The sequence below is a fragment of the Bifidobacterium sp. LH_730 genome, assembly GCF_056355835.1.
The window spans coordinates 1-12912 of sequence record NZ_JBKETB010000019.1 but is presented as its reverse complement, the minus strand read 5'-3'; the positions used below and the strand labels follow the sequence as shown (position 1 = coordinate 12912).

The 12912-nt window shown below is 65.1% G+C and carries 12 protein-coding genes; 5 read left to right on the top strand and 7 right to left on the bottom strand.

The window, feature by feature from the left end:
* Positions 1–38 precede the first annotated feature (38 nt).
* The 7 genes from AC1AUD_RS13150 to AC1AUD_RS13120 form a co-directional block, all read right to left on the bottom strand.
* The gene (locus tag AC1AUD_RS13150; protein WP_476574831.1) at positions 39–413 is read right to left on the bottom strand and encodes an Rv3654c family TadE-like protein; all 375 of its coding nucleotides are present in this window, start codon (positions 411–413) and stop codon (positions 39–41) included.
* Positions 410–844, bottom strand: a complete 435-nt coding sequence (locus AC1AUD_RS13145) for a TadE family type IV pilus minor pilin (protein WP_476574830.1) — start codon at positions 842–844, stop codon at positions 410–412. Before AC1AUD_RS13145 ends, AC1AUD_RS13150 begins: the two co-directional genes overlap by 4 nt.
* Positions 845–846: 2 nt before the next feature.
* A complete protein-coding gene (locus tag AC1AUD_RS13140; RefSeq protein ID WP_476574829.1) occupies positions 847–1134 on the bottom strand; it encodes a DUF4244 domain-containing protein in 288 nt (95 codons plus the stop codon).
* Positions 1135–1432: 298 nt separating this feature from the next.
* Complete coding sequence (locus tag AC1AUD_RS13135) at positions 1433–1984, bottom strand: type II secretion system F family protein (protein ID WP_476574828.1); 552 nt, start codon at positions 1982–1984, stop codon at positions 1433–1435.
* A 29-nt stretch (positions 1985–2013) separates the two neighbouring features.
* Positions 2014–2664: a type II secretion system F family protein gene (locus tag AC1AUD_RS13130; RefSeq protein WP_476574827.1), complete on the bottom strand. Its 651-nt coding sequence runs from the start codon at positions 2662–2664 to the stop codon at positions 2014–2016.
* Positions 2664–3692 carry a CpaF family protein gene (locus AC1AUD_RS13125; RefSeq protein WP_476574826.1) on the bottom strand — a complete coding sequence of 343 codons (1029 nt, stop codon included), beginning with the start codon at positions 3690–3692 and terminating at the stop codon, positions 2664–2666. Before AC1AUD_RS13125 ends, AC1AUD_RS13130 begins: the two co-directional genes overlap by 1 nt.
* 11 nt (positions 3693–3703) lie before the next feature.
* Complete coding sequence (locus AC1AUD_RS13120; RefSeq protein WP_476574825.1) at positions 3704–4693, bottom strand: P-loop NTPase; 990 nt, start codon at positions 4691–4693, stop codon at positions 3704–3706.
* A 350-nt stretch (positions 4694–5043) separates the two neighbouring features.
* Here AC1AUD_RS13120 and AC1AUD_RS13115 point away from each other — a divergent pair, with 350 nt between their 5' ends.
* The 5 genes from AC1AUD_RS13115 to AC1AUD_RS13095 all read left to right on the top strand — a co-directional run.
* On the top strand, positions 5044–6672 hold the full coding sequence (locus tag AC1AUD_RS13115; RefSeq protein WP_476574824.1) for a peptide ABC transporter substrate-binding protein: 1629 nt from the start codon (positions 5044–5046) through the stop codon (positions 6670–6672).
* Between the two features lie 219 nt (positions 6673–6891).
* Entirely contained in the window at positions 6892–9099 is a 2208-nt protein-coding gene (locus AC1AUD_RS13110; RefSeq protein WP_476574823.1) for a beta-N-acetylhexosaminidase, read from the top strand.
* Between the two features lie 22 nt (positions 9100–9121).
* Entirely contained in the window at positions 9122–10198 is a 1077-nt protein-coding gene (gene rfbB, locus AC1AUD_RS13105; RefSeq protein ID WP_476574822.1) for a dTDP-glucose 4,6-dehydratase, read from the top strand.
* A gap of 171 nt (positions 10199–10369) precedes the next feature.
* The gene (locus AC1AUD_RS13100; protein ID WP_476574821.1) at positions 10370–12679 is read left to right on the top strand and encodes an LTA synthase family protein; all 2310 of its coding nucleotides are present in this window, start codon (positions 10370–10372) and stop codon (positions 12677–12679) included.
* A 135-nt stretch (positions 12680–12814) separates the two neighbouring features.
* Positions 12815–12912, top strand: a 98-nt coding sequence (locus AC1AUD_RS13095; RefSeq protein WP_476574841.1) for an NAD(P)-binding protein, incomplete at its 3' end; no start/stop codon positions are given.

Genomic DNA, 12912 nt, shown 5'->3' with positions numbered 1-12912 from the left:
ATTGGATACCGGAACGCGCCAGCGCCGCGCCGGCGACCTTAGCGGCATGCGACCGGCCCGGCGCGGGCCGCACGCGACACCTCGGGGGCGAAAGGCACGAGGGTGGCCACGGACACGCGCACGGACACATCCTCGCCGACGACCTCGCAGGAGACGAGGCCCGACCCGTTGGCCGTGGCCACGGAGGCCGCGAGCGCGCAGGGATCCTCCGCGCCGGCCCTCAGCGCCGAGGCGGAGGAGACGGCCGACAGGTCGGCGGATGCACGCGCCTTGGCCTGGCACATCAGCAGGTTGCCGGCACTGGCTCCGGCGGCGAGCATCAGGCCGACCACGGCGATCAGCATGACGCCGAGCAACGTGCCTGAACCGGGGTCGTCGCGGAAGAGGAAGGATGGACGACGCGGGGCGTTCATTGCGTCACCCCGGTGACCTCGCCGCTCACCTTGGCCGGCACGATGCCCAGCGGCCCCGGCAGCACCGGGCACTGGACGACGACGGTGATGGTGGCGCCGGAACGCGTCACGCGTGCGGAGGCACCGTCACCGGCTACGGCGCGCGCCATGGCGACGGGATCGGCGGCATCGCCTGACACGACGAGTTCGCGTGCGGCCGCGGCGGCGGCGTCCTGACAGTCCATGGACACGATCACCGCGCGTGATAATGCCAGAATCAGCGCGGCGATGGCGACGACGGAGGGCAGGACGACGGCGAATTCGGCGGTGACCGCGCCTTCGTCGGCGCGGCGTCGGATATCGGGGAACGGGAAGCGAGCGGGCCGCGGACCGGCGGCCGGCCATGTCGGCGGCCGCCGGGCGCGGCGGGGTGTGCGTTGGCGTCTCATCACCGTCACCCGATGTTCAGGGCCTTCTTGACGATGTTGAGCACCAGGGTGCGCACCGTGTCGGATTTGAGCATGGCGATGAGGATGGCCGCGAAGCCAGTGGCGGCGACGAGAACCATCGCGTATTCGGCGGTGGCGGCGCCCTCCTCGGGTTTGGAGGCGAGCGTGCGCATATTCGCATCCATCACGACGAGGCGTTCGCGGGCCTTCGCCCGCAGTTCGAGCACCCTGTTCCTGGTGGTGACGAGGATGCCGGCCTGGCCGTCGACGCTGATCGGTATGGCGCGGTTCATGGGGGTTCCTTTCCTTGGGTTGGACGTGCCCGACCGGTCGGCCGGGCGTCCCCACTGTGCATGAACACGGCCGGAGACCATATGGTTTTCGGACAATGTGGTCGGAGGCTTCGAGTTATCCACAACCCGGCGTGTCGTCCACAATCGGCAGGTCGGGACGCTGCCGTGGGGAAATGGACATGGGGCCGGCGCCGGAGACGCGACAAACCGCGGCAAAGGATTGCTCCTGCGACGAACGAAAGCGAGGCACGGCACGCGCCCGAAGGAAAGGCGTGCGTCAAAGCGTATTGAGACGCACCTACATCGCGAAAGAGGCGATGGCCGGGATGACGCCGACGAAGAGGAAGGCCGGCAAAAAGCATAGACCGGTCGGCACCAGCAGCCGCACCGACAGCTTCGCCGCGGATTGCTCGATGGCCGAACGCTCGTCCTTGTCCAGCTGTTCGACGGCGGTTTCGAGTCTGATCAGCGGCGAACTGCCATGCCGCCACGAGGGCTCCAACGCCTCGGAGACAACGCGGAACGAGGGGCCGAGTCGACTCTGCCCCTCGCAGAGCACAGCCCAGGCCCCGTGCCAGTCGGCGCCGCGATTGAGCGCCCTCCCGGCATGGGCCAGCCCCCGCCCCAACTCGCCCGAGACGACGGCGCCGACCGATTCCAACGCACGGGGTATCGAGGAACCCTGGCGCACGGCCACGGCGATCATCTCCAATACCAGCGTCAGGGAAGGCTCCTCGTCGTCCAGGCGGATGTCCGAGGGATCCTGGGTCGGCGGACGGCGGGCGGATGGCCAAGTCCATATCAGCACGGAAGCGCAGGAGAACGCGGCGGCGAGAGCGAGCATCGGCATATCTCCCTTTCTCCCTTCCCTCGGAGCGCCTAGCGCGACAGCGCGCGCATAAGGCGCCGCATCCATATCAGGCCGGCCACATAGCAGACGCCTCCGGCGGCCAGGCACATCAGTCCGCGCGGCGAACCGAGGAGGAATGCCACGGGCCGGGCGCCCAGCACTTCGCCGAAACCGACGGTGACGGCGGGCAAAGCGGTGAGCAGACGGACCGTGGCCTGGGGCATGGCATAGGCCTGCCGGCGCAGGTCTTCGATCATGCGCGCGCGGCGCCAGGCGGCGGCCACCGCGTCGAGGCAACGGGCGGCCTCGCAGCCCAGCGTCTCGCTCAGGGCGCACGAGGCGGCGAGCTCGACGGCCACACGGCGCACCTGCGCCTCGTCCTCCCGATCGGTTTTGCGGCGCATCAGCATGTCGCGCAGCCGGCTGGCCGTGACACGCGGGGTGGCGAAGCGGCGGCCGGCCTGTTCCTCGAAGGCCGCGACCAAGGTGCCGCCGCCGCGCACATGGGCGCGGGCCGCGGCGATCACAGCGGCGACGCCGACGTGCGCCGGGCCGGCGTCGCCGCCCTCGTCAAGGCGCAGCAGACGTTCATGCAGCCGGCCGGCGCCGGAGGGCCAGAGCATCACCACGGCGCCGCAGGCGGTCGCGACCAGACAGGCCATCAGACGATAAGACTCCATCACAACCTCCATCCGTCGGCGAAACGCTGCCATTGAGGCGCATGGCGCGGCTCGCCCACACCATCCCACACGGCGAGCGGCTGGCCGACCAACCGACCCGAGACCGAGGCGAGGAGACCGATCTGCGCGAGGCGGCGGCGCCCGTCGCGCCGTTCGAGATGCAGCACGGCGTCAAAGGCGCCGTGGGCGAGCATCGCGGTGGCCTGCGGCTCGAGCCCGGCCAGCAGGCCGAGCGAGATGATGCGCGAGGGCACGCGGGCCACGCCGTCGGCATGCAGTGTGGTCATGCCGCCGCGATGACCGGAGTTGAGCGCGCGCAGCAGGTCGGCGATCTCCTCGCCACGGCATTCGCCGAGGACCACGCGGTCGGGACGCATGCGCAGCGTCGCCTTGACCAGCTCCGGCAGCCCGACGCCGCCCGCGCCCTCGACATTGGCCTCGCGCACGACCAGCGAGACATGGTCGCCACGCCCGAGATCGCCCAACTCGCGCACCTCCTCGACCGTGACGATCCGATCGGCCGGATCGGCACGGGACAGCATGGCCTTGAGCAACGTGGTTTTGCCTGCGCCGGTGCCGCCGGTGACCAGCAGCGTGGCCCGGCGGGCGACAAGCCCGGCGAGCACCGGAAACCAAGCGCCCGGAAACAGGCCGACGCGGCCAAGCGCGTCGAGCCCGGGAATCGTCCGATCGGGAAGACGGATGGATATCGAGGCGCCCTGGGGCACGATCGGCGCGATGACGGCATGCACACGGATGCCGGAGACGGTGGAGGCGTCCGCTATCGGACAGGCGTCATCGAGACGGCGCCCCAGCTGGGAGCATAATTGCACGGCGTAGTCACGCACCACCGCCGGATCGCGCAATGGCATCGCAAGGCGCTGCTCGCGCATGCCATCGCCCCGGTCGGCCCACACACGGCCCTCGCAGGTGACGGCGATGTCGGTGACACGCGCATCGCGCACCAAGGCGTCAAGCGGACCAAAGGTCAGGCCCTGCTTCCCCTGCCGCTGGATGCGCGTCTCCATCGCACGCCCCCTCAGTCGTCGCGCACGCCGAAGAGCCGAGTCTCGACCTCGTCGGCCAGTTGCGCGACCACATGGCGGTTCGCGCGGCCGGGATCGGACACACCCAGGCCGTCGAGGATCCGCCCGCAGAAGGCCCGGCGCATCCTCAGCGGCCCAAGCACCTGCATGCCCAGATAGTCGCCGGCCTCATCCACGCCGACCTTCGACGAGCCATGCGGGGCGCCGCGGGGCTCCAATCCGACGACCAGCGGCCGGGACAGGTCTCCCGGAAGGCTCTCGGCCAAGGCGTCCCGCATCCGGCGCAGCATCGCCAGATGCGCCTTGGCACGGGCCAGGCCAAGCACCGACAACTCGATGGCCACGACCTCGACGCCGACGAGTAGATCGGGCATGGCATCAAGACCGCGGCCGCGTCCCGCGTCGACGACGACCACTTGATTGACCTCGGCGAGCGCCCGCAACGCCGCCTGAGTCTCCCACCAGTCGGGGGCCTGGCTGATCCAAGGGGCATGGGCAAGCACGGCGACGCCCTCCCAATGGGGCAGTTCGTGGTTGAGGGCGTCGCCTTCGATGCGCCCCAACGGCGCATTGATCCGCCCCAGACGCAGCCCGGGTTCGCGCTCGATGCCGAGCAACAGGTCGAGGCCTCCCGAATCGAGGTCAAGGTCGGCCAGCGCGCACTTCAGATCGCGCGCGGCGAATTCATGCGCGAGCAACGCGGCGAGGGCGCTGGCGCCGATGCCTCCGCTGGCGGCGGTGACGACGACCAGATTGGCGCAGGCGATGTCGACGCCGGGCCGTCCGATTTCCTGGGGCAGTGGCTGCGACAACGCCGACGGCGCATAGGCGATGGGAACGGCAGCGGCATGACGGCCGGCGGGGTGTGAAACGGAGCGTTCCCCGGTCGGCGTCGGAGAGGCGGCGGGACAGCCGTCGGACGGCACGGGGACGCAACGGACCGGCGCGGCCGGAGCCGGCGCGCGGCGGGACTGTCCCGACATAGGCCGACGGCCGGCGGGGGTGGGAGGTCCGCCGGCCGTCGCCGTCATGGTGGTGTTTCGTGGTTCCATACCGCGATTAATCCACCGGCCGCGCTCGGACGTCCAGCCAATCAGATCGTTGTGGACGGAGGCCTGAGGTTATCCACAGGCCGGCGTGTCGTCCACAAATAGGCGGACCGAGGCCTTTCTCCGAAAGCGTATTTTCTGAAATGCTTTTCCGATACGACGAATCGTGGCCCGGAATACAGACACGGCGTTCCCATGAGACGACGGCGGGTCGCGCGCTCATCGATACGATAGATTCGCTTTCATATCGCCAATGCCAATCACATAGAGGTAAGGAGAGAAGCATGCGATTCACCAAGGGCAAGGCGGCCATCGCGGCCGCCACCGCCATGCTGCTGGCGCTCGCCGGATGTGGCGCCGACAACTCGGCGACGACCGAGGACAAGGGCACCGTGATCACGGCCTTCGGCCAGGAGCCCCAGATGACCTACGTGCCGGGCAACACCGGCGGCTCGGCCGGCGGCAAGGTCATCGACCTGCTGTTCTCGCAGCTGACCGCCTTCGACGCGAAGGGCAACACCGTCAACGAGGTCGCCAAGTCCATCGAGCCGAACGAGGACGCCTCGCAATACACCGTCACGCTCAAGGACGGCTGGAAGTTCACCGACGGCACCCCGGTGACCGCCGAATCCTTCACCAAGGCGTGGAGCTACACCGCCGACGTGACCAACGCGCAGATCAACGCGAGCTATTTCTCCGACATCGTCGGATACGACAAGCTCCAGCAGAGCGGCGTGGCCTCCGACGCGCAGCTCGAAGGCCTCAAGGTCATCGACGACAAGACCTTCACCGTCGAGCTCAACGCGCCGAACTCGGCCTTCCCGACCAAGGTCGGCTTCTCGGCCTTCGCCCCGCTGCCCGAATCCTTCTATGAGGATCCCGACGCCTTCGGCGAGAAGCCGGTCGGCAACGGCCCCTACAAATTCGTCGAGTGGAAGCACAACGTGGGCGTGACCCTGACGAAGAACGAGGACTACAAGGGCGTCGCCCCGGCCAAGAACGACGGCGTCGAGTTCCGTTTCTACAACGACGCCTCGGCGGCGTATGCCGACGTGCAGGCCGGCAACCTCGACATCATGGAGTCGCTGCCCGCCAGCCGCCTGTCCTCCTTCCAGAAGGACAAGACCGTGCAGGCCTTCAACCAGGCCGGCTCCGGCATCGCGACCTTCGTGATCCCCGACCGCCTCAAGCACTTCAGCGGCGAGGAGGGCCAGCTGAGGCGCCAGGCGCTGTCCATGTCGATCGACCGCCAGCAGATCATCGACAAGATCCTCAACGGCACCGGCGAGCCGGCGACCGACTTCGCCTCCCCCGTCGTGCCCGGCCATTCCAAGGACATCAAGGGCGGCGACGTGCTCGAATACAACCCCGAGAAGGCCAAGGAGCTGTGGGCGAAGGCCGACGCGATCTCCCCGTGGGAGGGACCGTTCCGCATCGCGTACAACGCCGACGGCGGCTCCAACAAGGATGTGTTCGGCGCCGTGCTCAACATGGTCAAGAACACGCTCGGCATCGAGACGGCCGCCAACCCGTTCCCGACCTCCCAGGAGTTCGGCACCACCGTGACCGACCGCAAGATCGAGGACCCGTACCGCCTGAGCTGGCAGCCCGACTACCCGTCGATCGAGGACTACCTCAAGCCGCTGTATGCCTCCTCCGCGGCCGATGGCAAGGGCATGAACGAGGGCGACTACAAGAACCCCGAGTATGACAAGCTGCTCGACCAGGCCGCCGCCAACGGCGACACGGACGAACAGATCAAGCTCTACCAGCAGGCCGAGGAGATCCTCATGCAGGACCTGCCCGCCATCCCGCTGTATTACACCAGCGCGAACGGCGTGGCCGCGCAGGGCGTCAAGAACGTCGCCTTCAACTGGAAGAACATCCCGATCTACCAGAACATCACCAAGTGACGTTCGCTTAGGTCACTGACGAAGGTCCCCGGATTCGGCGCAAGTCGAATCCGGGGACCTTGCGTTTGCCGGGGGACTTTCGGGAATATGGGCGGGAACGAAGGCGCGATATGCCGTAATGCCAGGGGACACAGCCGGTGCGTCGGAGGGGCGCGGGAACGCGGCGCCCAGTATGCTGGGTCGAGAAAACGGACCGACACGACACACGAGGGAGTGCCCATGCGATACCAAGCCGGCGGAACGACCCGGGAATTCGAACTCATCCCCGAACCGCGCCAGATCACGCTCGCCGGGAGCGCGACGATGCTGCCGAACGGCGGACGGATCAGCGAACAGCGGCACGATGGAGACCCGGCCTGTCTGCTGGCCGCGCAGCTGGCGGCCGACATCGAGGCAGCCACCGGCATCGGCTGGGATCGGGCCTGCGGCACCGGCGCGGACGGACTCGAGGAGGACGGCGTCACGCGCACGGCCACGAACGTCGAGCGCGCCTGGCCCGGGTTCATCACCCTGTGCCTTGACGCGGAGATCGGCGACGAGGCGGCATATCGGCTGCATATCGGCGCGGACGGCGTGCGCGTCGCGGGCGGCGGAGCGGAGGGACTGCGTTCCGGCGTGCAGACGCTGCGGCAGATCGTGCGGCAGTGCGCGCCCGCGCTGCCGACGCTCGATATCGATGACAACCCCGCGTATCGTGTGCGCGGATACTATCTCGATGTGACGCGCGGGCGCGTGCCGACGCTCGACTGGCTCGAGCAGTGGGCGGATCTGCTGTGCCTGTACAAATACAACCAGCTGCACCTCTACATCGAGCACCCCTTCGCCTTCGAGGGCATGAGCGAGGTATGGCGCGGTGTCGACGCGCTCAAGCCGGCGGACATCCTCGCCTTCGACGACTATTGCGCGGCGCGCGGCATCGAGCTGGTGCCGAGCGTGTCGACCTTCGGGCACCTCTACATGGCGCTGCGCACGCAATCCTTCCGCGGGCTCGGCGAGTTCCCCGAGGACGCGGAGCGGCACTACAGCCTCGTCGAGCGGATGGCGCACCACACGCTCAACATCACCGATCCGCGCGCCTTCGAGTTCTCGTGCAGGCTGATCGACGACTATCTGCAGCTGTTCCGCTCGAAGCGGTTCAACATCTGCGCCGACGAGACCTTCGACCTGGGGCGCGGGCGCTCGCGCGCCGAGGCCGAGCGGCGCGGCGTGGCCGATATGTACGCCGGCTATGTCTCCGACCTGTGCGCGCATCTGGCCGGGCAGGGACGCGAACCGATGTTCTGGGGCGACATCGCGATCAAGATGCCCGAGATCCTGGGCCGGCTGCCGAAGGACGTCGTGCTGCTCAACTGGCTCTACGCCGCCGACATCACCGAGGACAAGGTGCGGCTCGTGGCCGAATCGGGGGCGAGGCAGTATGTGTGCCCGGCCGTGCAGGGCTGGGACGGGACGCTGCCGCGCTTCGACGACTCGTGGGCGAATATCTCGCGGCTGGCGGCCTTCGGCGTCAGGCACGGGGCCGAGGGATTCCTCGTCACCGACTGGGGCGACTACGGGCATATCAACGATCCGAGGCTGTCGGTGCCGGGGATGGCGTATGGGGCGCAGTGCGCATGGGATCCGACGTGGGCCGGGGAATGGGAGGGCGCCGGGGCCAGTTCCGGGGACGGCTCTGAGGACAACGGCGTGGCCGGCGCCGGCTGTGTGTCTGCGCCCGGGGCCGGAAACGGGGCTTGCGGACGGCTCGACGCGCGGGGCGAGATGAACCGACGCCTGTCCCTGATGCAGTACGGGGACGCCGCGGGTGACTATGCCGAGGCGATGGCGGAGGCGTCGCGCTGCCGCACCTTCGGATGGGAGGACATGGTGCAATACGTCGAGGTCGACGACGGCACCGGACCGACCGAAGGCAATGCCGGCGACGGAGGCGTCGACCGCGAGGTCGCGCATATCTTCGCGCGCTGCTCGGGACTGCCGGAGGGCAACGACTTCGGCGACGAACTGGACGATCCGCGACAGGTACGCCGCGCCATGCTGCGCGGGGTTGCCGGCCGGTTGGCTGAGACTCCACGGGTCAACGCGCGGCTCGACGAGGCTCTGGAGCGGCTGGGCGCGGCGGTGGCACGTTCGACGGCCGACCGCCGCTTCGTCGGGCAGGCCGCACTGACCGCCGCCGAGGGGCAGCGGCTGTTCAACGAAATCGGATGGCGGCTGGGCGCGGCGAGCGGGGTGCTGGCGGATGTCGCGGGCGCGGACGCGACGGCTGCGGCCGAGGGCGCCTGGCGCACGGCCGCCAAGGCCGAGATGTGGTTCGAACGCTACGCCGCCGTCTGGCGCACGGTCAGCCGCGAATCGGAGCTCAGGCGCGTCGCCCACATCGTGTTCACCTGCGCCGACGAGCTGCGGCGGTTGGCGCCGCGCGGGTGAGAGAGAAAGGACGGCAAACCATATGAACAAGCGTTCCTTCCCTCTCGTCCCGACGTTCATACCGGCGCATATCCTCGTGACCGGTGGGGCCGGGTTCATCGGCGCAAATTTCGTGCGTTTTGTGGCCCAGCAGCATCCGGAAACGCATATCACCGTGCTCGATGCCCTCACCTACGCCGGCAATCGCGCAAATCTTGCCGGCGTGCCCGATGAACGCATGACCTTCGTCCATGGTGATATCTGCGACGGTGAACTAGTGGAGCAACTGCTCGCGGAACAAGGCCGTGATATCAACGGCACTCCTCTGCCTCCCATCGATGCCATCGTGCATTTCGCCGCCGAGTCTCACAACGACAACTCGATTCTCGATGCCTCGCCGTTCCTGCGCACGAATGTCACCGGCACCTATGTGCTGTTGGAGGCAGCGCGAAGGCATGACCTGCGGTTCCATCACATCTCGACCGACGAAGTCTACGGCGATCTCGCACTCGATGAGCCGCGCCGATTCACCGAGAGCACCGCCTACAAACCATCGAGCCCATACTCCGCATCGAAGGCGGCCAGTGATCATCTGGTGCGCGCCTGGCACCGCACCTACGGACTCAGGGCGACGATATCCAATTGTTCCAATAATTACGGCCCTTGGCAGCATATCGAGAAATTCATCCCCCGGCAGATCACCAATATCCTCGCCGGAATCCGCCCCAAACTCTACGGCCAAGGGCTCGCCGTGCGCGACTGGATCAGCGTCGAGGACCATTGCGCAGCGGTGTGGGAGATTCTTACCCGAGGCGCGATTGGCGAGACCTATCTGGTTGGAGCGGACGGCGAGCGCTCCAACATCAATGTGTTGCGGATGATACTCGAAACCATGGGGCGCGACCCTGACGACTTCGACCACGTGCAGGACCGGCCAGGCGGCGACAAGCGCTACGCAATCGACGCCTCTAAAATCCGCACGAAGCTGGGATGGCAGCCGCAGGACACTGATTTCAAGGTCAGCCTTATGCGCACCATCGACTGGTATGCCGCGCACCGCGACTGGTGGATGCCGACGAAGGAAAACACCGAGCGCAAATACGCGGCGCAAGGACATTAATCGGAAATCAGGAGGATGTAAAAACAGCGGCCCCGGTCACCATGACTCCATCTATTCGTTCACGCGCATATCGGCGCTGCTTCTGAAAACCACAGCGGAACTTCCAGCCCATGCCGGTAGAATGCCCCTTTGTCATCGTGAACGTGGCATGAACGGATGGTAACGATATATATGAGCGACGCGATCGAACGAAACGCCGGTGAGGAAGTCTGCACGCCGGAACCCCGTCGACGCACATCGTATGACGATTATCTCACCTCCGAGGGATTGAGCCGCAACGCGCCAGACGCCAAGTCGAAAGACAACAGCCACTCCAACATCGCCGACGCCATCGATACCATCGATTCGACCTCGCCCGCGTCATCTTCGGACTCTCCGGCACTTAAGGCCGCTACCGCACAACATGGGCGCGGATTCGTCGACATATGCCGGACCGCCCACCGAATATTCCACACGAAAGTACATCCAGTGCTGTCCCGCCTGTGGGGAGGTTGGACCGGCACTGCACGCATCATCCTTTACGTAGTGATGTTCGCGCTGGTCAATACTTCTGCGGTTATCGCCCTGCAAATGAGCGCATACACCGAGAACAACACACGCAATACCTATGACTTCATCGCCAAGATGTGGGAATCGGGCCAATTCCAGTTCATGCTCAATTTCGTAATCGCCGGCATGATCTATGCGCTACTCATATTCCTGCTCAATCGTTTCTGGATTGCCACGGCACTGTTTTCCATATTCATCGGCGTGGCATCCGTCGCCAACTATTTCAAGACGCTGATGCGCAACGAGCCCATCATCCCAGCCGATCTGACCTTCCTCAAGGGCAACACCGGCGAAATCCTCTCCTTCATACCGGATGGATACGGCTGGCTGGTCAAAGGCGTAATCACCGCGCTCATCATCATCACAGCGATATGTCTTGTTCTGCACATCCTTGACAAGCCCAAGCCTGTGCTGCCGATAAAGCATCTCAAGGCCGTATTCATCCCGTTGCGTATCGTTATCGTCACTTTCCTCATATTCGCCCTGTGTTTCGTGGGCGGAACCCTGGGCGTGCAAGATTCCTGGACACGCACCACCGCTGTCAAGACCTTCGGTGATGCCCCGGCACTGTGGTCGGTGCTCGAGGATGCACAGAAGAACGGCCCATTGGTCAACTTCACGCGTTTGATCTACAGCAAGGCAATGGATAAGCCCGAGGGATACAGCGAGGAGACGATGAAGAACCTCGCCAAGCGGTATCAGCGAGCGGCGGACGATATCAACGCCGAACGAGAGAACAACATGACCGATAGCACAGTGATCATGGTTCTCTCGGAAACCTTCTCCGACCCGAACCGCGTGCCCGGCCTGAACTTCACCGTCGATCCGATGCCGCATATCCGCAGCATCAAACAGAACACCACCTCCGGTCTTATGCTTTCACCCGGATATGGAGGCGGCACCGCGAACATCGAGTTCCAAGCGCTGACCGGCCTGAATCTCGCGAATTTCGATCCGTCGATGGCAGTGCCTTACCAGCAGTTGGTTCCCAAGCTCGCGTGGGCATCGTCATTCAATCAGATCTGGAATGAAGCCGGCGATGAGGACTCGTCCGTGGCAATGCATCCCTATCACAAGAACATGTATCTGCGCGACACGAATTACAAAAAATTCGGATTCTCGCAGTTCCTTACGCTTGATGAGCCCAATGTAATCAAGCACCAAGGCAAGCTTGGCCGTTCCCCCTACGTGAGCGACGAGCAGTCGTATCAGAGCATCCTCGATGCCATTAACGGACAGGAGAATGGCGAGACACAGTTCATTCAGATGGTGACGATGCAGAACCATATGCCGTACACCGACTGGTATCCGAACAACGAATTCTTCGACACGACCATCGACACCTCGGGCTTGCCCGACCCAGAACGCTATCTCATCGACACCTATGCCAAGGGCGTGCAGATCACCGACCAAGCCACAAGGGATTTCCTCGATCAGCTCAATCAGATGGACAAGCCCATCACCGTGATCTTCTATGGCGATCATCTGCCTGGCATCTACCCGACCGCCGACGCGGACGAGAACAACTCGCTCACATTGCATGAAACCGATTGGTTCATTTGGTCGAACGCCGCTTCGGGAGAAGCAAGCAGCACCAAGCTCAATGCAAACGAAACTGCCTACACCTCATCGAACTATTTCATGTCGCTGGCTGCCGAGCATATGAACGCCAAGGTGTCTCCCTATCTGGCAATGCTCACCCGTCTGCGCGGGCAGGTGCCCGCGATGAGCTCGTTGATCGCGCAGGCCGGCGGCATCGGCTTGGGAGAGGCGACCTACCTCAATAAGAATGGCGAACTCATCAATCCGAAGGATATGAGCAAGAAAGCCAAGCGGCTGCTCGCAGATTACAAGCTTGTCCAATACGATATGACGATTGGAAAGGGATACCTCAAGGACCTTGGTTTCACGACCGTGCCTGCATCGGAGTGAGATCTAGCGCGTGGGTTCCCCACCATCCAGTAATAACTCAACTCCGATGCCCCCGAATCCTCCACAGTCATGGGTTATCCATCACTCCTTCATGGGGTAAGCTCGTGAATGATTGACCTGTTTTGAGGAGATTTCATGACGAATGGCGTGGATTTGGTGGTTGTTGGTGCGGGTTTGTTCGGTCTGACGGTGGCCCAGCAGGCGGCCGAGAGGGCCGGGGCGCGGGTCGAGGT